Source organism: Mucilaginibacter aurantiaciroseus (assembly GCF_024055595.1).
GTDB classification, from domain to species: Bacteria; Bacteroidota; Bacteroidia; order Sphingobacteriales; family Sphingobacteriaceae; genus Mucilaginibacter; species Mucilaginibacter aurantiaciroseus.
In genome coordinates, this window is record NZ_JAMXOF010000002.1 from 583,341 (window position 1) to 610,159 (window position 26,819).

Here is a 26,819-nt window from a genome sequence, read left to right on the forward strand (position 1 = left end):
CACTTTGCATAATTGATTTGCTCAAACAGATTGCTTCGTGCCTCGTAATAACGCATGGGGGTTACAGGCAATATTCTTTAATTAATCTACACCAAATACTCAAACAAAGTTTTATCTCTGTTCAACTCTATTACTTCAAAACGATGCTCGGCCATACGCTCTAAAAGGGCCGGGTAATCCTCGGCATTTTTTAGTTCGATACCTACCAGGGCAGGGCCGTTCTCTTTAGAGTTTTTCTTGATGAATTCGAAACGGGTAATATCGTCGCTGGGGGCAAGCACATTATTTACGAACAGCTTAAGTGCGCCCGGGCGTTGTGGGAAACGGACGATGAAGTAATGCTTTAAGCCCTCATATAGCAGCGATTTCTCCTTGATCTCCTGCATGCGGTCAATATCGTTATTGCCACCGCTTATCACACAAACTACCGTTTTGCCTTTGATCTTTTCTTTTACAGCGTCTAGCGCAGTAACTGAAAGTGCGCCTGCCGGCTCAACCACAATGGCATCCTCGTTGTATAATTTAAGTATTGTAGTACAAACCTTTCCTTCCGGAACGGTAAGCATATCGTCCAATATCTCACGGCAAATAGCGAAAGTTTTATCGCCAACACGTTTTACGGCGGCACCATCCACAAAACGGTCAATGTTCGTTAGTGCAGTGTTTTCGCCATTTGTTATCGACGTAAGCATCGATGCTGCGCCTTCCGGCTCAACACCAATAAGGGTAATATTAGGAAGCTGTTGCCTTAGGTAAGTACCCATACCAGCTGCAAGTCCGCCGCCACCAATTGGCATAATAGCAACATCGAATTGGGGCAGATCTTGTAAGATCTCAACACCCACAGTTCCCTGACCTTCAATGGTGCGGTAATCATCAAACGGGGGAATAAACTCCACGTCATGCTCTTTGGTGTAAATCAAAGCTTCGCGCAGGCAATCGTCAAAGGTATCACCCGTTAAAACCAGTTTCACATTACCATTGCCAAACATTTCTGTCTGTTTAACTTTTTGTTTCGGGGTGATCTCGGGCATGTAAATAATGCCTTTAACGCCCTTTTTTTTGCAGGAGTATGCTACACCTTGCGCATGGTTACCCGCGCTGGCGCAAACCACGCCTTTATCTAATTGTTCCTGGCTTAGTTGTGCTATCAGGTTGTAGGCCCCGCGTAATTTGTAGGAGCGTACTATCTGCAGGTCTTCGCGTTTTAAATATATTTTGCATTCGTATTTTGCCGACAGCCCCTCGTTATACTCCAACGGAGTATGTTTTACCACGCCTTTGAGGCGCTGGTAGGCCGCTTCAAAATCTAAATGCATTTCTGTTGCTGTATCCATCACTTAGTTCTTTACCAACTTGTAAGCCACAAGGCCTTGCAAGTCGTCATCATTTATATCCAGCTTAGCATCAGCAAGCGTTAAAAAAGTTTTGTAAACCTCGTACAGTTCATCTTTATCCAATTTGTGGCCCAATCTCTCCAAATGGAATTTAAGCGCATGGCGACCGCTCCGGGCAGTCAGCACAATGCTTGCACTTGGGAAACCAACATCTTCCGGACGAATAATTTCATAGTTCTCGCGGTTTTTCAGGAAACCATCCTGGTGGATGCCCGAGCTATGCGCGAAAGCATTGCTGCCCACAATAGCCTTGTTTGGTTGTACCGGCATACGCATCTGGCTGCTGATCATGCGGCTCATTTCAAAAAAGTTTTTGCTGTTGATGTTGCTGTGTAAGCCGAGAATTGCATGCGTTTTCAATATCATCACCACTTCTTCGATAGAGGTATTACCCGCGCGTTCGCCAATACCGTTGATGGTGCCTTCTATTTGGCGGGCACCGTTCTGTAAGCCGGCGATAGAGTTGGCGGTAGCCAAACCAAGGTCATTATGGCAATGCACCGAGATAATGGCCTGGTCGATATTTTTAACGTGCTCCTTTAGATATTTGATCTTGGCACCGTACTGGTCTGGCAAACAGTAGCCATTAGTATCCGGGATGTTCACCACAGTAGCACCGGCAGCAATAACGGCTTCGATCATCTGCGCTAAAAAAGCAGAATCGGCACGGCCGGCGTCTTCTGCGTAGAACTCAATATCCTCAACAGATTTTTTAGCGTATTTAACAGCTTCGACAGCACGCGCTAAAATCTCTTCGCGGGTGCTGTTAAATTTATGTTTTATATGCTGATCTGATGCGCCGATACCTGTATGGATCCTTGGGCGCTTGGCGTACTTTAATGATTCTACCGCTACGTCAATATCGGTTTTATTAGCACGGGTAAGCGCGCAAACAACAGGCTCTTTAACGGCCTTGGAGATCTCGACAACGCTCATGAAATCGCCCGGACTTGAAACCGGGAAACCTGCTTCTATAACATCCACGCCCAGTACTTCCAGCTCGCGGGCTATATCGATCTTTTCAGGGGTTGTTAACTGGCAGCCCGGTACCTGCTCGCCATCGCGAAGTGTGGTATCAAAAACATAAACGCGGTTAGGATCGTGTAACATATTCTTTAAATTGGGATGTTAGATTTGAGATTTGAGCCTCTTACCTGCCATCGGGTTATATTCTTTTATTTTTTTTATTTTGATTTGGTCTGATGATGTGAAATCACATTTCTCACATTTTTATACTCATATCTCTTTTACAGCTGTAAACCTTAATCTCTTATAATCCGAGTACCATTGCCCGTTATCGTTGTAATGGGGTTCAAGTTCGTCGGTAATTTCGTTTAGTATTTGTGGTAATTTGTCTTCTGGCACTTCTGCAAAAAATGATGAACCAAACATGGTTAGCCATTTTGCTACCCCTTGCTGCCCATCCTGTAGTTGTGTTTTACGGTCGAAGTGTGCCGTAAATGTTACTCTAAAGCCTGCTGCTTCAAGCTTTGTTGCATATTCTGCGGTTGACGGAAAATACCATGGGTTACCGTTTTGCGGCACCTGGTAACCGTGCTTGTTTAGTGCCAGAGTGGTTGCTGCAACCATTTGCTGTACGTTGCCTTTGCCACCCATTTCGGCAACAAAGCGGCCACCGGATTTTAGTGCATTGTAAACCGATTTGATAGCACCATCCGCATTTTTTATCCAGTGCAGTGCGGCGTTAGAAAACACGGCGTCAAACTTATCATCGAAATCAAAGTCAGCACCATCGGCAACAAAAAAATCGGCGTTAAGATAGGTGGCACGTGCTTTTGCTATCATTTCCGGCGAGGTATCTATGCCTGTTGCCACTGCACCCAGTTTCTGGATCTCGCTGGTTAAATAGCCTGTGCCGCACCCCAAATCGAGAATATGTTCTCCCGGTTTGGCGTTAAGTAATTCCAGCACATTCTCGCCGTATTGAAATACGAAGGAATGTTTATCGTCATATAATTCAGCGTTCCATTTCATTGTGTAACCACCTTTAAATCTCCCCCGGTAAGGGATACTTTTTATTTTGTTTTTTTATTAAGCCCTCCCTACCGGGGAGGGCTTGGGTGAAACCCTACAAGTATTCCAATACCTTTTGCCCCATGGCTTTTGTGCCTAATATTTTGCTTTTGTCGGTGTTGGCATCAGCTATGTCGCCGGTGCGGTAACCGTCTTTCAAAGTTTTGTTGATGGCATCTGTTATCTTTTTGGCTTCATCTTTTAGGCCGAAGCTGATCTCTAACATTAAGGCTACCGATAGGATAGAAGCCAGCGGGTTGGCTTTGTCCTGCCCGGCAATATCATGTGCCGAACCGTGGATAGGCTCGAAGAAACCTGTACCATCACCAATTGAAGCTGATGCCAGCATCCCCATAGAACCTGCTATTTGCGAAGCCTCATCGGTTAGGATATCACCAAAAAGGTTAGCGGTTAATACCACATCAAACTTTTTAGGGTTTTTAACAAGCTGCATGGCAGCATTATCAATAAACATATGCTCAGTTTCTACATCAGGGTATTGTTTGGCAATCTCCTGTACTACCTCGCGCCACAGGCGTGATGACTCCAACACGTTAGCCTTATCTACAGAGCATAACCTTTTGCCACGCACACGGGCAGCCTCAAATGCTTTTTTAGCGATGCGTTCTACTTCGTAACGATGATAGATCATCAGGTCTGACGCGGTATTGCGGTCTTCGCTGCGTTTCTTCTCACCGAAATAAACATCACCGGTCAATTCACGAAAGAACAGTATATCCGTTCCCTTCAGGATCTCGGGTTTTAAGCTTGATGCATCCAGCAGCTCATCAAAAAGCATAATGGGGCGAAGGTTGGCATACAAGCCCAATTCCTTGCGGATCTTCAATAATCCCTGCTCAGGCCTAACTTTGGCCGATGGGTCATTATCATATTTGATGTGGCCGATTGCGCCAAATAAAATGGCGTCACTGTCTTTTGCTTTTGCAAGTGTTTCATCGGGCAATGGCTCGCCTGTTGCCTCGATACCGGCGTGGCCCATCAGGGCTTCGTCGAAGGTGAACTCGTGGCCAAAATCGGAACCAATTTTTTCTAATACGGCTTTACCCCAAGTGGTAACCTCAGGGCCAATACCATCACCAGGTATTACTAATATGTGTTTTTTAACTCCCATTGTTATTTATACGTTAGTCCCGCGCACTTCTTTTAGTTTCATCACCATCAGTTGCGCGTCGCTTTCAATCCATTTGTTATAATCTTCGATGGCCTTCAAGCGGTCATCATCTGTTATGTAACCTTCCTCAACCATCTGGGTGGATTTTGCTACCGACGACCAGATCCCAATCTTCGACAGGAAATTTGGCTCGTCTTTTTTGTAATATTCATTTGCATCCAAAACCTCAACGCTGCTTAAACCGGCTTCGGTAAAGTAACCGGGCAGGTCTTGGGCAACGTGGTTATTCATACCTGCATCGCCGCGCCATCTTAAAAAGGTAGCGTAAAACTGGCGCATACTTGCGGGCGGTTCGGGCTGCCATTCCAAAGCTTCGTGGTTATAATCCAATACGGATAATATGCCACCAGGCTTTAGCATGCTTTTTAATTTTACAACAGCTTCCTGCGGATTGTTCAGCCATTGCAGTACCCTTGCGGATACTATCAGGTCGAACTTTTCTTTTGGCTCAAACGTGAACAAGTCGGCATTTAGTAACTCCAGGTTCTCTACATCAGCATAAGTTTCTTTACCGCTTTCGATAAAGTATGCTGTGTTATCAATCCCCGTTACGTGCCCTGCAGAACCAACCATTTGAGCAATGCCCTTAGAAATAGCCCCGGTTCCGCAACCGATATCCAGCACACGCAAGCCTTGCTTAAGCAGGGGCGGTAACGTGGCATAATCGGCTTCAAGACTACGCTCGTCAAATAACTTCGCAGTACCTTTGCCTTCCCGTTTTATCTCTTTGTTCATAGTTCATTGGTTCAATAGTTATTGGCATTTGCAACCTTTACTTTTTGCCTTTAAGCTTTTACCCTCTTCCTTCAAACTCTACAACCAATTCCTTTTTGCTCAGAATGTAGTCGATATCATCATAGCCATTGGTCATGCAGGCTTTTTTGTAAGGGTTAACCTCAAAGCTTTCTTGCTCACCTGTTGCTACTATTTTAATGAACTGGTCTACCAGGTCAATTTCAATTACGGTATGCGGATCGGCATCAACAACTTCAAAAATCCTCTTCAGGAAATCGTCGCTCACTTGTACCGGCAACAAGCCATTGTTTAGCGCGTTGCCTTTAAAAATATCAGCGAAGAAACTGCTTACCACAGCATCAAAGCCATAATCGGCAATGGCCCAGGCGGCATGCTCGCGGCTGCTACCGCAACCAAAGTTTTTACCTGCTACCAGGATCTTGCCGCTGTATTTTGGCTCGTTCAAAACGAAATCTTCTTTCGGGTTGCCGTCGTTATCAAAACGCCAGTCGCGGAACAGGTTATTGCCAAAGCCCTCGCGGGTAGTGGCCTTTAAAAAACGAGCGGGAATGATCTGGTCCGTATCGATATTCTCGATTGGCAGAGGCACCACGCTGGTTTGGATATGTTTAAATATTTTGGTACTCATTGTATTTTCTTTTATGTTATTGCGAGCGATAGCGTGGCAATCTCAGAGGACAATCGGATATGCTGCTATTGCCGTGTCACTACATTCCTAGCAATAACATGGTAATTAAACCAATTCCTCTTCTTTCAAAAACTCCCTAATATCTGTAACCACTCCCGTAATTGCACTTGCCGCCGCGGTAAGTGGGCTTGCCAGGAAAGTACGTGAGTTTGGCCCTTGCCTGCCCTCGAAGTTCCTGTTTGAAGTAGATACACAGTATTTACCTGCCGGGATCTTATCCTCATTCATACCTAAACAGGCGCTGCAACCCGGTTCGCGTAGCGGGAAACCTGCCGCGTCGAAGATCTTATCCAGACCTTCGCGGATGGCTTGTTCCTGTACTTGTTTTGAACCGGGTACTACCCAAACGATAACGTTATCTGCCTTGTGTTTGCCTTTCACAAACTGTGCAACTTCGCGTAAGTCTTCAATACGGCTGTTGGTACAGCTGCCAATAAATACGTAATCGATAGGTTTGCCTAATAGTTGCTGATCGTCATGCAGGCCCATATAGTTAAGGGCTTTTTTGTATGAGCCTTGTTCCTTTTGCTCAAATGAAGCGGTTTCGGGAACGTGCTGTGTAACGCCAATGCCCATACCGGGGTTTGTTCCATAGGTGATCATCGGTTCTATATCTTCGGCTTTAAAGCTTAGTACGCTGTCAAAATCTGCATCTTCATCAGAGTACAGGGTTTGCCAGTAAGCTACTGCCTTGTCCCACTCTTCGCCTTTGGGGGCAAATTCGCGGCCTTTAACGTAATTAATAGTAGTTTCGTCGGGCGCTATCAATCCGCAACGCGCACCCATTTCGATGCTCATGTTACAGATGGTCATGCGGCCTTCCATGCTTAAACTGCGGATGGTGTCGCCTGCGTATTCAACAGCGTAACCTGTACCGCCGGCGGCAGATATCTGCGCGATGATGTACAGGATGATATCTTTTGCGCCAACACCTTTTTGCAATTTGCCGTTCACTTCAATTTTCATCCTTTTTGGGCGAGATTGCAGTAAACATTGGGTAGCCATTACTTGTTCTACCTGCGAAGTGCCTATGCCAAACGCTATGGCACCAAAGGCGCCGTGTGTTGAAGTATGACTGTCGCCGCAAACATAGGTGCTACCCGGACGGGTGATGCCCAGCTCGGGGCCTATAACGTGAACGATACCCTGGAATGGATGCCCTAAACCGTAAAGCTCGATGCCGAACTCCGCGCAGTTTTTGGTGAGCATATCAACCTGGTATCGGGAAAGTTCTTCTTTAATGGGTAAGTGCTGGTCCCAGGTAGGGACGTTGTGATCGGCCGTGGCAACGGTTTGTTGTGGCCTGAAAACCGGTAACCCTCTTAAGCGCAAACCATCAAAAGCCTGCGGGCTGGTTACCTCGTGAATGAAGTGCGTATCGATGTATAAAATATCGGGAAAGCCCTCGTTGCTACTGACGACGTGTGCATCCCAAATCTTGTCGAATAATGTTTGTCCCATTTTAGTATCAAGTAGTTAGTGTCAAGTATCAAGTAAAACTCTGCTACTTAAAACTCATATTTATTATTAAGTAGCAAGTACTTAATATCTGCCATCAATAAATCTTGATATTTGATACTAAATACTTGCTACTAAAGAAAATTATGCTTCTACAGCCTGGTTCTCGGGGCGTAAACTGCGTACAGTTTTGCCTGCCTGCCATAATTCGCTATCACGTAATTCTTTCAATTCCGCGTCTAATTTTTCACGGTAATCATCTTTACTATTGCTGTCGATTGATTTTTGTGATTCAACACCGGTTGCAACGCTTTTGTACAGGTCTTCGAACACCGGTTTAGTGGCATCACGGAATTTCTTCCACCAGTCTAAAGCACCACGTTGTGCGGTGGTTGAACAATTCGCATACATCCAGTCCATACCGTTCTCTGCAACTAATGGCATTAACGATTGGGTAAGCTCTTCAACAGTTTCGTTAAACGACTCTGAAGGTGAGTGGCCGTTAGCACGTAAAACTTCGTACTGCGCGGCAAAAATACCTTGGATACAACCCATTAGCGTACCACGTTCGCCGGTTAAATCGCTGTAAACTTCTTTACGGAAATCTGTTTCGAACAGGTAACCGCTACCTACCGCAATGCCTAAAGCAATAACACGCTCAAAAGCTTTGCCTGTAGCATCCTGGAAAATAGCGTAGCTTGAATTTAAGCCACGGCCCTGCAAAAACATACGGCGTAATGATGTACCTGAACCTTTAGGAGCAACCAAAAATACATCCACATCAGCAGGAGGGATGATGCCGGTTTGCTCGTTAAAAGTGATACCAAAACCGTGAGAGAAGTAAAGCGCTTTACCCGGGGTTAAGTGTTTTTTAACGGTTGGCCATAAAGCTATCTGTGCAGCATCGCTCAATAAATAGCAAATAACGGTTCCTCTTTTAAGGGCTTCTTCAATTTCAAAAAGGGTTTCGCCAGGTACAAAGCCGTCGTTCACAGCTTTATCCCATGTTTTTGTGCCTTTACGCTGGCCAACAATTACGTTAATGCCATTGTCTTTTTGGTTGAGCGCCTGGCCCGGACCTTGAACGCCATAGCCAATTACTGCTACAACTTCGTCTTTTAATACGTCCTGAGCTTTTGCTAAAGGGAACTCTTCGCGGGTTACTACATTTTCTTCACTACCGCCGAAATTTAGTTTTGCCATTGTTTTTACTTTTTGTGATTACACCGATGCTTTTGATTGTTTACACCGATTATTTTTTATTGTGATTTATAATTGTTCTGTCTTGATTCTTTATTTCTTGCTTCTCCGCAATTACATCGTGAACACTTTTTGCCCCTTGTTCAGATATTCGTTCTCGATAACGTCTTCGCCCGGTTCAAGCCTTTCAAATTCGCGGAGCTTGCTGTTAAAGCCTTCGCTGTTTTTGATTATGGCTACGCGTGCGCTGCGTACAAATTCAATTAATCCGTAAGGCTGAAGGATGCTGATCAGGTTATCGGTTTCTTCGCGATGGCCGGTTGTTTCAAATACCGTATAGTCTTTACGCAATACCACCACTCGGGCGCCGTTCTCGCGCAGTAAACGCTCAACGCTTACCTTTTCGGCAATAACATCGGTAGATACTTTGTATAGAGCCAGTTCCTGCCAGATTACATCGGCATTGGTATGGAAATATACTTTAAGCACTTCCACCTGTTTTTCAATCTGGCGGGTAAGCTTGCGCACCACTTCCTCAGATTCGGTTATCACGATGTTAAAACGGTGGATGCTCTCGATCTCGGAAGGAGAGGTGTTTAAACTATCGATATTGATCTTACGACGCGTGAATATGATGGCAATACGGTTTAGTAAACCTATCTGGTTTTCCGTGTAAACCGTTATGTTAAATTCCTGCTTTTCAGGCCCCTCTAGATCTCCCCCGGCAGGGGAGACTTTTGTAGCGCCATTTGTTTTGTTTTCCATTTTTTGTTTTTTTTACTCTTCACCTCCGGAGAGGTTGGGAGGGGCTGATTTCTACTTTAACCTGATCTCGCTTACACTGCAACCTTGCGGTACCATCGGGAACACGTTGTTCTCTTTGGTTACCATTACTTCTAAAAGGAATGAACCCGGATTGCTCAGCATTTCATTTAATGCTGATGGCAGGTCTTTGCGGTCGTCAATTACTTTGCCGGGGATACGGTATGCTGCTGCCAGCGCCACAAAATCGGGGCTTTGGATATCTACGAACGAGTAACGGCGCGAGTTAAACATTTCCTGCCACTGGCGAACCATGCCCAGGAAACGGTTGTTAAGGATAATGATCTTTACATTGATACCGCTTTGCATTATGGTACCCAATTCCTGGCAGGTCATCTGGAAACCGCCATCGCCAATAATGGCAACTACGGTACGGTCTTGCGCGCCAAATTTAGCGCCAATGGCTGCAGGCAGGGCAAAGCCCATGGTGCCTAAACCACCGCTGGTAACGTTACTACGAGTGTTATTAAACTGCGCATAACGGCAGGCTACCATTTGGTGTTGACCCACGTCGGTTACTATAATTGCCTCACCTTTGGTGATCTCATTTAATTGTTTGATCACCTCGCCCATGGTCATTTCGACCGTGGTGGGGTTAAGTTCTTTATAAATCACCTGCTCAACTTCCTGGCGGGTGTAATCGTTAAATTTGGCAAGCCATTCCGTATGCTCTTTTTTCTCAACCAATGCGCTAAGCATCGGGATGGTTTCTTTACAATCGCCCCAAACAGGTACGGTAGATTTTACGTTCTTGTCGATCTCGGCAGGGTCTATATCCAAATGGATCACCTTTGCCTGCTTGGCGTATTTATCAAGGCGGCCTGTTACACGGTCATCAAAGCGCATGCCTATTGCGATTAATACATCGCACTCATTAGTTAGAACATTTGGCCCGTAGTTGCCGTGCATTCCCAGCATACCAACGTTTTGTGGATGGTCTGTAGGTATGGCCCCTGCACCAAGGATGGTCCATGCTGCCGGGATGCCACTTTTTTCTACAAAAGTTTTAAACTCCTGCTCGGCACTGCCTAATATTACACCTTGTCCCCATAATATGAATGGTTTTTTAGCGGAGTTGATCAGCTCGGCTGCTTCCTGGATATACTGCGGGCGAACGATTGGTTTTGGCCTGTAGCTACGGATATGGTTACATTTAACGTAGCCTTCGTAATCAAATTTCTGGATTTGCGCGTTTTTAGTTATATCAATCAAAACCGGGCCTGGGCGACCACTTTTGGCTATGTAAAATGCCTTGGCAAGCACCTCAGGGATCTCGGTAGCATCGGTTACCTGGTAGTTCCATTTGGTAACCGGGGTAGTGATGTTTATTACATCCGTTTCCTGGAAGGCATCGGTACCCAAAAGGTGCGCGAAAACCTGGCCGGTGATACAAACCAATGGTGTGCTATCTATCTGTGCATCGGCTAAACCGGTAACCAGGTTGGTAGCACCGGGGCCGCTGGTTGCGAAAACAACGCCCACTTTGCCCGATGATCGCGCATAACCCTGGCCGGCATGTACGCCGCCCTGCTCGTGGCGCACCAGGATGTGGTTCAGCTTTTCGCTATAATCGTACAATGCATCATAAATAGGCATAATAGCACCGCCGGGGTAACCAAAAATGGTATCCACACCTTCCACGATCAAGGCTTCTAATAATGCTTCCGATCCTGATAGTTGTATTACTGGCGATTTCACCGATTTCTCTGCGATCCCTCCGATTTGTTGTGTGATTGTTTGTGTTTCCATTATTCTGTGATTACACCGATGATTTTTATTACACCGGTTTTATTCTATTCTAACAACTCTTTAATTCTAAAAATGCCGGTTCAAACTATGGCATTTCATCTGTTACGCAACCTTCGGCAGCATTACTTACGGTTTTGGCGTATCGGTATAAAAGCCCTCTGCTTACTTTTAAAGCCGGTTGTTTCCAGGTGGCTTTGCGGGCGGCAAATTCTTCGTCGCTTATCATTACATTAATGGTGCGGTTTATAGCATCAATAAAGATCCTGTCTTCATCTTTTACAAATGCTATACCACCACCGTCATAAGCTTCCGGCGTGATGTGGCCTACCACGAAACCGTGTGTGCCACCACTAAAACGGCCATCAGTAATTAACGCTACCGAACTTCCCAAACCTGCACCAAATATTGCTGAGGTAGGTTTAAGCATCTCGGGCATACCAGGCGCGCCCTTTGGGCCAACGTTACGGATAACCACCACATCGCCTTTTTTAACAAAGCCGCTTTGGATTCCGTGGATCAACTCAAACTCGCCATCGAACACGCGGGCGGGGCCTTCAAAGCTGGTGCCTTCTTTACCGGTGATCTTGGCTACGCTGCCACCTTCAGCAAGGTTTCCGTATAAGATATGTAAGTGCCCGGTTGCTTTAATAGGTGTTTCGGCCGGGAGTATAATTTTTTGTGTCTCGAAGTTTATTTCGGGAACGGTTTCTAAATTTTCTGCAATTGTTTTACCGGTTACGGTAAGGCAGCTGCCATCCAACCAGCCTTGTGCTAGGCAATATTTCATTACCGCAGGTACACCGCCAATGTTGTGCAGGTCTTCCATCATATATTTACCGCTTGGCTTCATATCGGCCAGTACCGGGATGCGGTTACTTACGGTTTGGAAATCATCCTGCGTAACTCTTAAACCAACACTTTTAGCCATTGCAATTAAGTGCAATACCGCGTTGGTAGAACCACCAAGAACCATGATGATCACTATCGCGTTCTCGAAAGCAGCGCGCGTCATGATATCTGATGGTTTGATATCTTTCTCTAATAAGATCTTTATGGCTTTACCCGCTGCTAAACACTCTGCTTTTTTATCATCGCTTAAAGCAGGGTTGCTTGAGGAGTAAGGCAAGCTCATACCCAAAGCCTCGATAGCGGCAGCCATCGTATTAGCGGTGTAGATACCACCACAGGCACCTGCACTCGGACAGGCGTTTTTAATCACACCTATAAAATCTTCAGGAGTAATTTGGCCTGCTATTTTTTTACCTAAAGCTTCAAAAGCTGATACAATATTAAGGTCTTCGCCTTTCCAATGGCCGGGTTTAATTGTACCACCATATACCATAATAGAGGGGCGGTTTAAACGGCCCATTGCCATGATAGAGCCCGGCATGTTTTTATCACAGCCCGGCAGGGTTATTAAACCATCGTAATATTGCGCACCGGTTACTGCTTCAATCGAATCGGCGATAATATCGCGGCTCATCAAGGAGTAACGCATACCTTCGGTACCGTTGCTCATGCCATCGCTTACGCCAATGGTGTGGAAGATCAGGCCTACCATATCCTCGTCCCAAATGCCTTGTTTTACCAATTTGGCAAGATCATTCAAGTGCATGTTACAGGTATTACCATCATAACCCATGCTGGCAACACCAACCTGTGCTTTTTGCATATCATCATCAGTAAGGCCAATACCATACAGCATGGCTTTTGCCGCAGGTTGGGTTTCATCCTGGGTAAAGGTTTTACTGTATTTGTTTATCTCTACAGCGGTTGTAGTATTTGATGATGAACTCATTTTTAAAGCGTTTTTATCTCTCGTACCCGCCAAAGCCGGCGTTAGCGATTAATGTTGTATTGTGTATTCGTAAGTTAGATATAGCCTTATGGAATAGCAAGACATTAAACAGTTATTTTAAATAAGCATATTGTATTGTTTATTTTTAATAATCAATATTTAATTTGTTTATATATTGTAAATATAAAATTATATTTTTATTAATTTATACCAAAGTTTAAAACGGTATTTGGTATGTTTTTTATGCATGCATAGTAAGTTGCCGAAATTCGGCGTGAAATGAGTAGAAACGGAAAAAAGTTGACCGGAATTATTACCTTTCTATCTTAAACACACAATATGAAGAAAATAATACTTTTTATGCTTTTTGCTTATTCGACAACTTGTTTTGGGCAGGAGATTTTTACAGCCATAAAGGGTAAAGATTATGACAAAATTGCCGAGCTGATAAAATCTAAAAGCAATGTAAATAAGCGTAACGAAAATAACATGACGCCCTTGCTTATAGCCGTTATCGGGAATGATATTAAAGCTGTAAAGTTGCTTGTAGAGAACGGGGCGGACATTTCTTTAACCTCAAAATCTAACTGGACACCATTGATGGTGGCATGCCAAAGCGCCGATGTTGAAGTTGCCGGTTATCTAATTGAAAATGGAGCGGACGTCAACACGCCGGATGAACATAACTGGAACCCTTTGATAATATCGGCAAGGAACGGACAAACAGAAATTGTTCAATTACTCCTTACTAAAGGGGTTGATATTAATTGTAAAGCCCAGGATAAATCGACACCATTATTAATAGCATCCTACAAAGGCCACTTAGCTATTGTAAAACAGTTACTTGAAAAAGGCGCAAATCCAAATCCGGTGAACCGTGATAGCGAAACAGCCTTATATCTGGCGGCCCAAAAAGGTAATGCAGAAGTAGTGAAACTACTGCTACTATATCATGCTGATAAAGCCTTAGTAAATAAGGACGTAAAAAGTATTTGCGATGCGGCAAAAAGTAGCGGCTATAAAGACATTTGTACCCTGCTGCAATAAAAATTTCAAAGAACAAAAAACAAGCAAAAAAAAAGTCCGGCCAATACTGACCGGACTTTCCATATATCAATATACAAAGTCTATTTAATAATAATACCCTCCGCTAATACAGTAACCTTATTGTTTAAGGCTTCTACCACACCACCCTGGATAAAAAATACTTCTTCTTTAGTACCTGCGGCACCGCGGATGGTTAATTTGCCATCGTTTAAAGTAGAAATAATAGGGGCGTGGTTATTCAAGATCTCTAAAAACCCTAATGTACCGGGTAAGGTAACCGAGGTAGCCTCGCCTTCGTAGATCTTTTTATCAGGAGTAAGAATTTCTAATGTCATGAGCCCCTCTCTAACTCTCCCCGGAAGGGAGAAGATTTTAATTTAATTATTATTATGCCTTTTCTTCCTCCCCTGCGGGGACGTCTGGTGGGGCTTTAGTTATTAGTTTCTGCTAATAATTTTTTACCTTTTTCAATAGCATCTTCAATACTGCCTACAAGGTTAAATGCTGCTTCAGGGTACTCATCAACTTCGCCATCCATGATCATGTTAAAACCTTTGATGGTGTCTTTAATGTCAACCAATACACCCTTTAAGCCGGTGAACTGCTCGGCAACAAAGAATGGTTGTGATAAGAAACGCTGAACACGGCGTGCGCGTGATACAATTAACTTATCTTCCTCAGAAAGTTCATCCATACCTAAGATGGCGATGATATCCTGAAGCTCTTTATAACGTTGTAAAGTTTCTTTAACGCGTTGAGCGGTATTGTAATGCTCGTCGCCTAAGATAGCTGCGCTAAGGATACGTGAGGTAGAATCCAATGGATCCACCGCAGGGTAAATACCAAGCTCGGCAATTTTACGTGAAAGTACGGTTGTTGCATCTAAGTGAGCAAATGTTGTTGCCGGTGCAGGGTCAGTTAAATCATCTGCAGGTACATAAACGGCCTGTACAGATGTAATTGAACCACGTTTTGTCGAAGTGATACGCTCTTGCATGGTACCCATCTCGGTAGCCAGTGTTGGCTGGTAACCTACCGCCGATGGCATACGACCTAATAGTGCCGATACCTCAGAACCTGCTTGTGTAAAGCGGAAGATGTTATCAATAAAGAACAGAATATCACGGCCTTTACCTTCTTCATCACCATCGCGGAAGTACTCTGCAAGGGTCAATCCAGAAAGTGCCACACGTGCACGTGCACCGGGAGGCTCGTTCATTTGTCCGAAAACAAATGTCGCTTTTGATTCTTTCAAAGCTTCAGGGTCTATCTTAGAAAGATCCCATCCGCCTTCTTCCATTGAATGCATAAATGCATCGCCGTATTTTATAATGCCCGATTCAAGCATCTCGCGCAATAAGTCGTTACCTTCACGGGTACGCTCACCTACACCTGCAAATACAGATAAACCTGCATAAGCTTTCGCGATGTTATTGATCAGTTCTTGTATTAATACTGTTTTACCAACACCGGCACCACCAAACAAACCAATTTTACCACCTTTTACATAGGGCTCTAAAAGGTCAATTACTTTAATACCGGTAAACAATGCCTCAGTTTCGGTAGATAGATCTTCGAAACGCGGAGGAGTTGCGTGGATTGAGCGGCCATTGGTTTTGTCAAGGTTAGGGATGCCATCAATTGCATCACCTACTACGTTAAATACACGGCCTTTGATTTGCTCACCAACCGGCATTTTAATAGCAGCAGCGGTATCTAAAACCTTCATGCCGCGCAGCAAACCGTCGGTCGAGTCCATAGCGATTGCGCGCACACGGTCTTCACCTAAATGTTGCTGAACTTCTAAAATGATTTTTTGTCCGTTGTCTTTTGTGATCTCAAGCGCATCATAGATCTTAGGAAGATGTGCATCATCAGCGAAACTTACGTCAACTACCGGACCGATGATCCTTGATATTTTTCCAATGTTTGGCATATATAACCTGGTGTTTTAAATAATTTATAATGAAACAGATGCCTTCTATACAAAACGGTACTATTTCAGAGGTGCAAAGTTAAGGTTTATTGCCAAATATTTAAATAGTAATGTGAAGAAATTTGCGTGGAATTTTTTAGCGACAATTTTGTAGTTTTGTTTACCAAATTTAAAACCGGCTTTACAGCCTCTTAACGTATTAAATGAAAAAAACTCTACTACTCTTAATATGGTTATCGCCTGGTATTATCTATGCCCAGGGTTTTATGGTTAACCTAAACGGACAAAAGCAAATAGGCATGGGCCACACCGGCACCGGCTTGCTGCAGGATGGGGCTTCGGTTGTTTTTAACCCCGGTGCAATGGCCATGTTATCTGAAAACTATCTGCAGGCAGGTATAAGTCCGCTCTTTTTTAAGTCGGGTTTTCAGGGTGCGGGTGCATCGGGTACAGCATTTGTAAAAGAAAAAGTTGCTACCCCTTTTAATGCCTACGCTGTTTGGGGGCCTAAGGCGGCCCGCTGGAAAGTAGGCCTTGGTGTGTACACCCCGTTTGGCGGTTTAATCGACTGGGGCAGCAACTGGCAAGGTAAATACGTGCTGGAAAGCCTGGATCTAAAAGCGATATTCTTCCAGCCAACGGTTAGCTACAAACTGACTGATTACTTAAGTATTGGTGCAGGTTTTGTCTATAACCACGCTTCGGTTGACTTACAACGCGCTATCCCGGTGAGTGGCCCTGATGGCAATCCCGGCCAGGCGCGTTTAACAGGCGGCGGCCGCGGTTACGGGTGGAATGCCGGTATCTTTATTAAACCAAGCAGCAAATTTACTATTGGTTTAGATTACCGCTCGCAGGTTAACACTACTATAAAAAAGGGTGATGCTTTTTTTAGTGTGGCAAATTCGCTGCAGGCAAACTTCCCTCAGCCAAACACATTTATGGCAGGTATCCCGTTGCCGGCAAATGCTTCAATCGGTTTTGGTTATACCCCGGATGCGAAATGGACGGTTGCCTTCGACGCGAATTTTGTGGGATGGCATTCATACAAATCCCTGGCGTTTGATTATGCATCAAACACATCCACCTTGCAGGATACCTATTCGCCACGAAACTATAAAGATGCATTCAGCTTAAGGGGTGGTGCGCAATATAAAACAAGCCGTAAGGTTGCCGTACGCCTTGGTGGTGGTTACGCCAGCACTGCGGTAAATGATGGTTATGTAACCCCGGAAGTGCCGGATGCTAACCGCTATTACTTAACAGCAGGATTGGGTTACAAGCTTACGAATAAGCTCGATCTGGATTTTTCTTTCGAGTACGAACACTTGTTCTCTCGTTTCCAAACCAATATCGAATCTAACTTATCGGGGACATTCAAAAGCAATGTTTACATCCCGGGTGTTTCACTTTCTTACCACTGGTAATACCATCAAAAAAATGAAAACGTTTAATAAATATATATACTTTGCTGCAACATTTGCACTATTTGCAGGTTGCAAACCATCTTTCGAGAGCCCCAAGAAAAGCGAAGGAACTGCCGATTTTACCCGCTACATCTCAGTAGGTAACTCGTTAACCGCAGGTTTTGCCGATAACGGTTTATACCTGGAAGGCCAGCAAAACTCCTACCCAAGCATCATTGCCAAACAAATGGCTTTAGTTGGTGGCGGTACATTTACCCAGCCATTGTTTACCGAAGCACAGGCAAATGGCTCCACCTATTTGAAATTGACCGGCTTTAATCCTAATGGCACGCCTATTACTACTACTGTTACCGAAAATAATGCGGTACGTGGTAAAGTAACCATCCCCGGTTTTGGTGATGTTACTCTATTAACCAAATACAGCGGAGACCTTAATAACTACGGTGTGCCGGGTATTAAATTAAAACAGATAACTTACGCGCCTTATGGTAATTTAAACCCATATTTTGAGCGTTTGCTGCCGGGTAACCCACCAACAAATAATACTACTTACCTTGATTTTGTTACCGCCAAAGATTTCACCTTTTTTACCGACTGGTTGGGTTATAACGATGCCTTAGGTTATGCTACCAGTGGTGGCGCAGGCGATGTATTGACTGATAAAACACAATTTGCGCAGCTGTATACTTTATCTATATCAAAACTAACCGAAAAGGGCGCTAAAGGTGCTGTTGCAACTATTCCGGACGTAACATCGGTACCATATTTTACTACGGTTACAGTTGGTGCTATTTTAGGCGCTGTGCAAAAGGCTAATCCACAAGCCCAGGCACTTTATGTAAATGCACGTGCTACTGTAGATATTACTAATACAACTTATGCGCCACGTGCCGCGACTGCCTCAGATCTAATCGTATTAACTTTCCCTACAGCAAAAATAGGGGCTATGGTTACTTCACCTGTAGGTATGGTGCCTTACGGACTAACACCTTACGCGCCTATCGAAAATCAATATGTGTTGGATAATAACGAAGTGACCATAGTAAAAGATTACGTTACCGACTACAACAAAACTATTAAAGCAGTAGCCGCTACAAAAGGCTTAGCTGTATTTGATGCTTATTTTTACCTTAATGGTGTTAAAGCAAATGGTTTGTTAATTGATGGTGTGAGTGCAAACTCAAGCTATATTAGTGGTGGTATCTTTTCGCTGGATGGAGTTCACCTAACGCCACGCGGTTATGCTATTGTAGCTAACCAGTTCATCAAAGCGATCAACTCAAACTACGGCTCAACAATACCGGCCGTAAATATTTCAAACTACCGCGGAGTTAAGTTCCCGAATTAATATTAGTTGATGGTTCATGGTGTTTTTGCTATGAACCATCAACTATAAGCTCTCTTCAAACTTCAACATTATCTTCCCCATATGCTCGCTGCTTTCCATTAACTCGTGGGCTTTTGCCGCTTCGTCAGCAGTAAATACTTTATAGACTATAGGTTTTATTTTCCCCGATGCCAGTAAGGGCCAAATATGCTCTTCGAGATTTTGGGCGATGGCCGCTTTAAACCCCACATCGCGAGAGCGTAACATAGAACCGGTTATGTTGATACGTTTGCGCATTACTTCGCTTAGGTCAACCTCTACTGTTTTACCCTTCATGGTATTGATGAGCACCAACCGGCCTTCGGTAGCAAGGCTTTTAATGTTGAGGGAAGTGTAAGCACCGCCTATCATATCTAATATTACATCCACGCCTTTACTATCAGTTAGCCCGGCTATCACATCGTTAAACTTCTCTTCGTTATAATTCATGGCTTTTATCGCGCCAAGGTCTTCACAGAATTTACACTTCTCTTTGCTGCCTGCTGTAACGTAAACTTTGCTGCCCAAGGCAGTTGCCATTTGGATGGCCGCTACACCAATGCCGCTGCTGCCGCCATGTACAAGCAAGCTTTCGCACGGTTGCAATTTAGCCCTGTCGAACACATTGCTCCATACGGTAAAGAAGGTTTCCGGGAGGGATGCCGCTTCGGCGAATGAAAGGTTATCGGGTATGGGAAGACATTGGCCCTCGGGTGCATTGCAATATTCCGCATAGCCTCCGCCAATCACAAGGGCGCAAACCTTATCGCCAACTTTCCAGCGGGTAACGTCGCTGCCAACTTCGGACACAATACCTGCTATTTCCAATCCGGGAATGTCAACAGGCGCACCCGCAGGTGGTGGATAGTTGCCTTTACGCTGCGCCACGTCCGGCCGGTTAATGCCCGCTGCCATCACTTTGATGAGTACCTCGGTTGAGGTATAGGCAGGAATAGGACTTTCTTCAATTTGCAAAACTTCGGGCCCGCCGGGCTGGGTTATGATGATGGCTTTCATATCTATTGGTAACACATCAAACCATAAAAAATGTTTTGCAATGCATATTATTGTTGCATTGCCTTTAGTGATTTGCCCGAAAGTATAACTGCTGCACTATCTGCCAGATTAAGGTTTAATTTAGCTGCATAGCCGTGCCCAATATCCAGCAAAGTATAGTCCTTTAACAAGGCGGTAACGTTTTTAAATGTCATGTTTTGAGTGCCTTTTAATTCTGGCGACATTTCGAACGATACCTGGCTCGAATCTGCCTGGGTAACACTTAGCGTGTCGAAATTGTGATTATAACTTTCTACCTCCAGGCGCGATTTTCCGTTTAATTTAATGCTGATATTAGCTTGTCTCAACTTTTGTAATTCAAGGTTGGTGTTGCTGCCATCTATTGATAGTAATTGCTGGGCAAATAAACGCACTAACACTGTGCGGCTCATCCAGTCGCGTTCATTTAAGTTTTTATATTTATTGGGGAAGATAAAGTGTAGCGTGTCATTTTTAACAAAAGCTCTAAAAGTAACATCTTTCTCGTACTCTCTCCAGTCGTTTAGCACCCGCACTGATGGTTTCGTGTTTTGTTCGAAAATAATGTTGGTTATATTTCCGCCTTCTATTTTTAGGTGATGGTAAGGTTGTTCCAGTATACGGTTGTAATTCCAATAAAGGTCGCTTTTATCTATTTTGTCGTATACATGTTTTAATACTAAATTTGATGCAAAGACACCTATCACCATTAATGTTAAAACCGTAAGTAATATGGCAGTACTTATTTTAAGGCCTGTTTTATTTTTCATCTTTATTATCTTTGAAATTTTGATTTATAAATGATTTGTAACGTACACTTATGTCTTCTATCGGGACATTAAGAAGATAGATGTTGCGGAAAAATAGGGGCAATTCGTTTTCTATAAACTGTTCTTTCCGAAAGCTGACCACTCGGTTTACTGCATCATCATCAGCAAAGTAACCTATGCCACGTTTGTTGGTTATAATTTCTCGCTGTTGCAAAAAATCGTACGCGCGCTGTACAGTATTGGGGTTAACCTCCATCATCACAGCCAAATCACGGATGCTTAGTATTTTATTGCCGCATTGCCAATGTTTTAGTAGTATCTGATCGCAAACGTACTCGGCTATTTGTAGATATATTGCTTGTTTTTCTCTAAAATCCATTCTAAATTTCTTTCTCTCTAAGCCTTATATAGGCCGTTATCCACAATGTAGCAGGTAAAATATAATTAATAAATATATCTGACATCTGGTATGCTCTTTGCGGTAACTGTATCACACCAACCTCCGATCGTACTTTTATCAGCACCGTATAAAATGGAAAGGCGACATCAATATTGCTAAATAATGCACTTGCAACGGCCAAATTTAAAAAGTAAATGCACCCAAGCACTACACAAACTAATAAGGATACTTTTACAATTGCCACCCGGTTAAAATACAGCGAGCCAATCAGCATTACTCCGGCGCAATTAGCCCATATTATATATACCTTGTTTACCACATTATTTTGGTAAAGGGGATATAGGTACACATGGTCGTAAAGCCGCTGATAGAGAGGGCTTGTATGGTCTAACCCTTTATGGTACGCTGTTACAAAAATATAATCCATAACCCGGTAGAAACTCAAAAAGATAACAAGGAAAAATATGCCAGCTATTAAAACACTGCAAAGCCATTTCTCAAGCGCCGAGGCAGGCAATGTTAAATAAGCAGAGCCACCTGCATTGGTATTAAAATAGCCGAAAACAAAGGATGCTAACACAGTACCGCCGCCAATAAACCCCCATATAAAAGAGATGTTTTGAGCAGACCCATAATCAATACTATATAATACAAGCGAATATAAAATGAGTGTAAAACATAAAATTAGCCCCATAAGGCCGATAAGTTGTACGGGGCGTTCTAAAACTGTTTTCTTTAACAACAAGCTAAACCGGGTTAGGTTAAAAGTATCGTTCATATCAGGCGTTAGTTAAGTGGGAATAATTGTTTGGCCATCGCTGGGTTTTCTGTAACTCCGTTAAATAGGTGTTCGAGGTTGAGAGCCGAATCTTCGCCGTTTATGTTTTCTATAACTACCGATGTACCCCTAAGCATTTTTTCTGTGTATAGTACTTTTACTCCTATCGGAGGGGAGGTTACAGTTTTAAAGCAAAGTTTTTCGGCAATAGTTGTAATAGAAGAGTGTAACAGCAGGTTGCCGTCATCCACAATCATTACCTTGTCTATCATGTTCTCCAAATCGCGTATTTGATGGGTGGACATGAAAATGATGCGGTCTTCATTCATCACTGACGCGATAAGTTTTCTGAATTGCGCTTTAGATGGGATATCCAACCCGTTAGTGGGTTCGTCCATTAATAGTACTTCGGTATTGCAGGCTAATGCAAAAGCAATAACAAATTTTTTTTGCTGCCCAAATGATAATTTATTCAACTTGCCATCAATGCTTACTTCCAGTTCCAATAAATACTTGTAAAAACTTTCTTTATTAAATAAAGGATAAAAAGGGGCGAAGAGCCTTTCATATTGTTTAATAGTTACAGGTGGCACAAATACATCCTCGGCTATGTAATAAATAGTTTGAAGAAAAGATGGCTTACGGCTTTTTGGTTCTTTACCATTTATAGATATTGTGCCCTCCAATGGGAATAATGTACCTACCATGTTTTTTAACAGTGTAGACTTGCCTGCTCCGTTTTTACCTAATAAGCCATATATGCTGCCATTTTCGATTGATAGCGTTAAATTTTTGTAAAGAAGTCGTTTTCGAGAATAACCAAAAGATAAATTGTTGAATTGTATCATAGTGTATTAGTTAAGTAGTACACTACAAATGTACCATGATTTTTATTATTTCAAAATTTTTAGATATATTTTTTTATAAATAACATCGCTGTTATAATAAATAGGCGAATAATCATTTTATTTGCAGCACAAAAACATAAAAACAACATGTCGATAACAGTAGGCCAGGCCGCACCGCATTTTAAATTAACCTCGTCAGATCTTAAAGAAGTTTCATTAACCGACTTTAAGGACAAAAAAGTGGTGATTCATTTCTTCCCGTTGGCATTTACTGGTGTATGTACCACGCAGCTTTGCACCATGCGCGATAGCTTTGGTTATTACGATGGCTTAAACGCCCAAATTTTAGGCATCTCTGTCGACTCGCCATTTACCCTGGCTAAGTTTAAAGAAGAAAATTCTTACCAATTTCCTTTACTTTCTGATTTTAACAAAGAAGTTTCTGCAGCCTATGGTGCATTATACGCCGAGTTTGCTTTTGGTATGAAAGGCGTATCGCAACGTGCTGCTTTTGTGATAGATGAGGAGCAAAATGTGATCTATGCCGAGGTGTTAGAGAACGCCGGCGACCTGCCAAATTTTGAGGCGATTGCCGAAAAAGTAAAGTAATTGATAAAAAAGTTTGCAATGGATGTAGAAAATCTTATTTTTGCAGTCCGTAAAAAACGGGGCGGTTGCCGGTTTAGTCGGTAACAGTTTATATCTAAATGCATTTGTAGCTCAATTGGATAGAGCATCTCACTACGGATGAGAAGGTTTGGGGTTCGAATCCCTACAAGTGCACACTAAAATTAAGCCTTTCCGTTTTGAATAACTGAAAGGCTTTTAACTTTAATCACAAAGGGATGCTTAACTTAGTACTGTTTGGCCCGCCCGGAGCAGGGAAGGGTACCCAATCACAAAATCTTATCGAGAAATTTGGCTTAATTCACCTTTCAACCGGTGATTTGTTACGCGGCGAGATTTCGCAAGGTACCGAGCTTGGCCTCGAAGCAAAAAAACTGATGGACGAGGGCATGCTTGTTCCGGACAGTGTTGTGATTGGTATGATCAGCAATAAGCTTGATGCTAATAAAAACGCAAAAGGCTTTATTTTTGATGGTTTCCCCCGCACGGTTGCACAGGCCGAAGCGTTGGACAATTTACTTGAATCAAAAGATTCAGCAATCTCGGGCATGATAGCCCTGGAAGTTACCGACGGCGAATTGGAGCAACGTTTATTGAAACGTGGCGAAACCTCGGGCAGGCCGGATGATGCCAACCCCGAAGTAATTCGCAAGCGTATTAAAGAATATAATGATAAGACTGCACCGGTTGCAGGCTTCTACAAAAAGCAGGATAAATATAAAAGCATCAATGGTATTGGCTCTATAGATGAGATATTATCTTCTATAAATTCGGTTATCGACGCTTATTAATCATATAGTCCGAAAGTAGGCAAGGCAGTAAAGTCCGGAAGTTGGTAAAGCAGTTTGCTTACCGTCTTTCGGACTTTCAGTCTAAAAAACTTTCCGACTCAAAACATAAAACTATGTCTCAAGGCTCAAATTTTGTTGATTACGTAAAAATATGCTGCCGTTCGGGACATGGTGGTCCGGGTTCATCGCATTTACACCGCGATATTTTAACCTCAAAAGGTGGCCCAGATGGTGGCGATGGCGGCCGCGGCGGGCACGTTATTGTAAAAGGTAACGCCCAGTTATGGACGCTGCTTCACCTAAAATTCCGCAAGCACGTTATTGCCGGAGACGGCGATTCGGGTGGTAGCTCGTTACGATCTGGTAAAACCGGCCGCGATGAGATCTTAGAAGTTCCTTTAGGTACTATAGCCAAAAACGCCGAAACGGGTGAAGTGCTTTTTGAAATAAGCGCCGATGGCGAAACCAGGATCTTATCAAAAGGTGGCCGTGGTGGCCAGGGTAACTGGCACTTTAAAACGGCTACCCAGCAAACCCCGCGCTACTCACAACCCGGCGAGGATGGCGAAGAAGACTGGAACATCCTTGAACTAAAATTATTGGCCGATGTTGGTTTAGTAGGTTTTCCAAACGCTGGTAAATCAACCTTGCTTTCGGTAGTATCTGCTGCTAAGCCGGAGATCGCCGATTACGCCTTTACAACACTGGTGCCTAATTTGGGTATAGTTGGCTACCGCGATAACAGATCGTTTGTTATGGCCGATATTCCGGGTATTATAGAGGGTGCATCACAGGGCAAAGGGCTTGGCATCCGTTTCTTACGCCACATTGAGCGTAACTCGGTGTTGTTGTTTATGGTACCTGCCGATACCAACCGCACTATTAAAGAAGAATACGATATCCTGTTAAGAGAACTTAACGAATACAACCCCGAACTGATACACAAGCCGCGGGTATTAGCTATAACCAAATCTGATATGCTTGACGCTGAATTGCAGGAAGAGATGGAGAAGGAAGTGCCTAAAGATATCCCTTACGTATTCATATCCTCGGTTGCCCAACGGAATATTACTGAATTGAAGGATCTACTTTGGAAAGAAATTAACAAAGACGCTATCGCGCCTCAGTAGCAAAGTAAAGTACATAGTTGTCACTCATTTCTTTAAGTGAAAAGCCTTTGTACCCCGGGAAAGATTTTAGGATTACAGATGCCCTTATGCCTACATAATATACTGGCATTATGATATATAGGGGGCCTGCGTGGCCTTTGTGGATATACTGGTTAAAGTCGATATTGATATCGGAATTTAGTGCGTCAAGTGTAATTATCCTGTTGTGCTTAATCTCCAGACCAAGATCGGGGCTAAAGAAAACGAAGGTGGCATTCCTGTACTTATCGTCAAGCTGTTTAACATAATTAAGGCTTTCCTGATCTATAAATTGCTGGCCAACGCCCGATGTTCCGTACGCTGTATATTGATGCAAACCATGCGACCCGGTGTAATAAAACACGACCGAAAAACAGCCAATAACCGCCACAAAAACACCTAAAAACGCCCTATAAACCATCTTGTACTGACTGAATAAGTACAGCACCCCCGGTGTGATCAATAAGCCTATAATTCTAAAGTGTCTTGCCTCGTAAGAAATATCTAACCGGCGCAAAAATGCTGAGCCAAAGAATAACAAGGATACACCATAAAATATAATGATGATGTGGCGATAGTTTTTATCGGGCACTTTGGTGATAATCTTACATACTAATACAATGCTCAATATGGCCAGCAGGATTAGCACGGCGGCCGCCCAGCCCGCAGATAGTACCGCATCATCATTATGAAAAATAAAACCATTCACCAGGTCGTCGGCAGAAAAGCCTGCGAGTATTGGCGAGGCGATGGGGAAGGAGAATACCTTCCAGCTCAGATCGATACCGTTTGACCTGGACGCGGGATTTTGGCCTTTTGAAAAATATAGCCAGTAGATAGCAACAACCGATATTAAGGCCGGGATACCTATCCGGAAACCTTTAAAGAGCCATGCTTTTGCGCTACGGTTCCCGGCAGATAGCTGTACCCACAAAAATAGTAACCCCGCGAAATAGATCCAGATGAATGATGATTTGCAGATAAAACCTATCCAGCCGGAGAACAGTATAAAAAGGATCAGCTTCCAATCGGGTTTATTGAATATGAGGCATCCGTACAGGAACCATCCCGCGAAAGCGAACAACAAAGTTTCGCCGCCGATGTAAAAGATGTATGGGGTTAAAAATGCCTGCTGGCAAATGATCACCAGTAAACTTAAAGCGCTGATGAACCGGCTAAAACCTGCCTTCTTAAAGAATTTGTAGAACCCTATTAAGCCAATTAACTGGCAAAACATGGTGGTTAAAGCCGCAGCATGACCGGTATTTACCCCAAACAAGGTTTTAAAAAAGTATGGGACAAGATACTGCCCCGGCGACCACCAAGAGATAAACTCGCTGGTGTTTAAAGCGATATTTGCCTGGCTTGGTTTGGTAAGCACATTAAACGGCCCGCCCAACTCCATCGATCGTAAAACCTGGAAACCCCAGCTTGCATCGGGGAAGATTGCTGCCGGTGTAATGATAACCAATACGCCAAGTACAGCAACAATTATAAATACTGTTAGCAGGATAATACGATGTGCAGGTAGGTTTTTATAACGCATAACAGG

The 26,819-nt window shown here is 43.6% G+C and carries 25 protein-coding genes and 1 tRNA gene; 7 read left to right on the plus strand and 19 right to left on the minus strand.

What is annotated here, in order from left to right; all coding sequences use genetic code 11:
- Positions 1 to 86 precede the first annotated feature (86 nt).
- The 11 genes from ilvA to ilvD all read right to left on the minus strand — a co-directional run bounded on the left by ilvA (position 87) and on the right by ilvD (position 13,094).
- On the minus strand, positions 87 to 1,337 hold the full coding sequence (ilvA, locus tag NAF17_RS10770) for a threonine ammonia-lyase IlvA (RefSeq protein WP_252757995.1): 1,251 nt from the start codon (positions 1,335 to 1,337) through the stop codon (positions 87 to 89).
- Positions 1,338 to 1,340: 3 nt separating this feature from the next.
- Positions 1,341 to 2,507, minus strand: a complete 1,167-nt coding sequence (locus NAF17_RS10775; protein WP_252757996.1) for a 2-isopropylmalate synthase — start codon at positions 2,505 to 2,507, stop codon at positions 1,341 to 1,343.
- A 126-nt stretch (positions 2,508 to 2,633) separates the two neighbouring features.
- Positions 2,634 to 3,392, minus strand: a complete 759-nt coding sequence (locus NAF17_RS10780; protein WP_252757997.1) for a class I SAM-dependent methyltransferase — start codon at positions 3,390 to 3,392, stop codon at positions 2,634 to 2,636.
- A gap of 94 nt (positions 3,393 to 3,486) precedes the next feature.
- Positions 3,487 to 4,563 (minus strand): 3-isopropylmalate dehydrogenase, encoded by a 1,077-nt coding sequence (leuB, locus tag NAF17_RS10785; RefSeq protein ID WP_252757998.1) that lies wholly within the window; start codon positions 4,561 to 4,563, stop codon positions 3,487 to 3,489.
- A 6-nt stretch (positions 4,564 to 4,569) separates the two neighbouring features.
- Positions 4,570 to 5,358, minus strand: coding sequence for a class I SAM-dependent methyltransferase (locus NAF17_RS10790; protein ID WP_252757999.1), 789 nt, complete (start codon positions 5,356 to 5,358; stop codon positions 4,570 to 4,572).
- A 58-nt stretch (positions 5,359 to 5,416) separates the two neighbouring features.
- Positions 5,417 to 6,007, minus strand: a complete 591-nt coding sequence (gene leuD / locus NAF17_RS10795) for a 3-isopropylmalate dehydratase small subunit (protein ID WP_252758000.1) — start codon at positions 6,005 to 6,007, stop codon at positions 5,417 to 5,419.
- Between the two features lie 105 nt (positions 6,008 to 6,112).
- A complete protein-coding gene (gene leuC / locus NAF17_RS10800) occupies positions 6,113 to 7,528 on the minus strand; it encodes a 3-isopropylmalate dehydratase large subunit (protein WP_252758001.1) in 1,416 nt (471 codons plus the stop codon).
- 141 nt (positions 7,529 to 7,669) lie between these two features.
- Positions 7,670 to 8,728 carry a ketol-acid reductoisomerase gene (gene ilvC, locus NAF17_RS10805; protein ID WP_252758002.1) on the minus strand — a complete coding sequence of 353 codons (1,059 nt, stop codon included), beginning with the start codon at positions 8,726 to 8,728 and terminating at the stop codon, positions 7,670 to 7,672.
- 111 nt (positions 8,729 to 8,839) lie between these two features.
- Positions 8,840 to 9,490: an acetolactate synthase small subunit gene (ilvN, locus tag NAF17_RS10810; RefSeq protein WP_252758003.1), complete on the minus strand. Its 651-nt coding sequence runs from the start codon at positions 9,488 to 9,490 to the stop codon at positions 8,840 to 8,842.
- 51 nt (positions 9,491 to 9,541) lie between these two features.
- Positions 9,542 to 11,296, minus strand: coding sequence for a biosynthetic-type acetolactate synthase large subunit (gene ilvB, locus NAF17_RS10815; protein WP_252758004.1), 1,755 nt, complete (start codon positions 11,294 to 11,296; stop codon positions 9,542 to 9,544).
- 85 nt (positions 11,297 to 11,381) lie between these two features.
- Positions 11,382 to 13,094, minus strand: a complete 1,713-nt coding sequence (gene ilvD / locus NAF17_RS10820) for a dihydroxy-acid dehydratase (protein ID WP_252758005.1) — start codon at positions 13,092 to 13,094, stop codon at positions 11,382 to 11,384.
- 339 nt (positions 13,095 to 13,433) lie between these two features.
- Here ilvD and NAF17_RS10825 point away from each other — a divergent pair, with 339 nt between their 5' ends.
- Positions 13,434 to 14,141, plus strand: coding sequence for an ankyrin repeat domain-containing protein (locus NAF17_RS10825; protein WP_252758006.1), 708 nt, complete (start codon positions 13,434 to 13,436; stop codon positions 14,139 to 14,141).
- An 80-nt stretch (positions 14,142 to 14,221) separates the two neighbouring features.
- Here NAF17_RS10825 and atpC read toward each other — a convergent pair whose 3' ends face one another.
- On the minus strand, positions 14,222 to 14,476 hold the full coding sequence (atpC, locus tag NAF17_RS10830) for an ATP synthase F1 subunit epsilon (RefSeq protein ID WP_252758007.1): 255 nt from the start codon (positions 14,474 to 14,476) through the stop codon (positions 14,222 to 14,224).
- A gap of 95 nt (positions 14,477 to 14,571) precedes the next feature.
- Positions 14,572 to 16,077, minus strand: coding sequence for a F0F1 ATP synthase subunit beta (gene atpD, locus NAF17_RS10835; protein WP_252758008.1), 1,506 nt, complete (start codon positions 16,075 to 16,077; stop codon positions 14,572 to 14,574).
- A gap of 203 nt (positions 16,078 to 16,280) precedes the next feature.
- Here atpD and NAF17_RS10840 point away from each other — a divergent pair, with 203 nt between their 5' ends.
- Both NAF17_RS10840 and NAF17_RS10845 read left to right on the plus strand, forming a co-directional pair.
- The gene (locus NAF17_RS10840) at positions 16,281 to 17,504 is read left to right on the plus strand and encodes an OmpP1/FadL family transporter (protein ID WP_252758009.1); all 1,224 of its coding nucleotides are present in this window, start codon (positions 16,281 to 16,283) and stop codon (positions 17,502 to 17,504) included.
- Between the two features lie 13 nt (positions 17,505 to 17,517).
- Positions 17,518 to 18,852, plus strand: coding sequence for an SGNH/GDSL hydrolase family protein (locus tag NAF17_RS10845; protein WP_252758010.1), 1,335 nt, complete (start codon positions 17,518 to 17,520; stop codon positions 18,850 to 18,852).
- Positions 18,853 to 18,894: 42 nt separating this feature from the next.
- On the opposite strand, the gene NAF17_RS10850 is transcribed toward NAF17_RS10845, so the two are convergent.
- Genes NAF17_RS10850 through NAF17_RS10870 form a run of 5 tightly spaced genes read right to left on the minus strand, consistent with a single transcriptional unit; the run spans position 18,895 to position 22,701 of the window.
- On the minus strand, positions 18,895 to 19,887 hold the full coding sequence (locus NAF17_RS10850) for an NAD(P)H-quinone oxidoreductase (protein WP_252758011.1): 993 nt from the start codon (positions 19,885 to 19,887) through the stop codon (positions 18,895 to 18,897).
- Between the two features lie 47 nt (positions 19,888 to 19,934).
- Positions 19,935 to 20,675 (minus strand): hypothetical protein, encoded by a 741-nt coding sequence (locus NAF17_RS10855; protein WP_252758012.1) that lies wholly within the window; start codon positions 20,673 to 20,675, stop codon positions 19,935 to 19,937.
- Positions 20,665 to 21,054, minus strand: coding sequence for a GntR family transcriptional regulator (locus NAF17_RS10860; protein ID WP_252758013.1), 390 nt, complete (start codon positions 21,052 to 21,054; stop codon positions 20,665 to 20,667). Before NAF17_RS10860 ends, NAF17_RS10855 begins: the two co-directional genes overlap by 11 nt.
- Before the next feature lies 1 nt (position 21,055).
- The gene (locus NAF17_RS10865) at positions 21,056 to 21,853 is read right to left on the minus strand and encodes a hypothetical protein (protein ID WP_252758014.1); all 798 of its coding nucleotides are present in this window, start codon (positions 21,851 to 21,853) and stop codon (positions 21,056 to 21,058) included.
- A gap of 8 nt (positions 21,854 to 21,861) precedes the next feature.
- On the minus strand, positions 21,862 to 22,701 hold the full coding sequence (locus tag NAF17_RS10870; protein WP_252758015.1) for an ABC transporter ATP-binding protein: 840 nt from the start codon (positions 22,699 to 22,701) through the stop codon (positions 21,862 to 21,864).
- Between the two features lie 147 nt (positions 22,702 to 22,848).
- Here NAF17_RS10870 and NAF17_RS10875 point away from each other — a divergent pair, with 147 nt between their 5' ends.
- From NAF17_RS10875 to obgE, 4 genes are all read left to right on the plus strand, one after another.
- A complete protein-coding gene (locus tag NAF17_RS10875; protein WP_252758016.1) occupies positions 22,849 to 23,310 on the plus strand; it encodes a redoxin domain-containing protein in 462 nt (153 codons plus the stop codon).
- Between the two features lie 100 nt (positions 23,311 to 23,410).
- Positions 23,411 to 23,484 (plus strand) — tRNA-Arg (locus tag NAF17_RS10880).
- Between the two features lie 62 nt (positions 23,485 to 23,546).
- Positions 23,547 to 24,119: an adenylate kinase gene (locus NAF17_RS10885; protein ID WP_252758017.1), complete on the plus strand. Its 573-nt coding sequence runs from the start codon at positions 23,547 to 23,549 to the stop codon at positions 24,117 to 24,119.
- Between the two features lie 113 nt (positions 24,120 to 24,232).
- Positions 24,233 to 25,249, plus strand: coding sequence for a GTPase ObgE (gene obgE, locus NAF17_RS10890; protein WP_252758018.1), 1,017 nt, complete (start codon positions 24,233 to 24,235; stop codon positions 25,247 to 25,249).
- Here obgE and NAF17_RS10895 read toward each other — a convergent pair.
- The gene (locus NAF17_RS10895) at positions 25,233 to 26,813 is read right to left on the minus strand and encodes a hypothetical protein (RefSeq protein WP_252758019.1); all 1,581 of its coding nucleotides are present in this window, start codon (positions 26,811 to 26,813) and stop codon (positions 25,233 to 25,235) included. The two genes, obgE and NAF17_RS10895, sit on opposite strands and share 17 nt — an antisense overlap.
- Between the last annotated feature and the right edge of the window lie 6 nt (positions 26,814 to 26,819).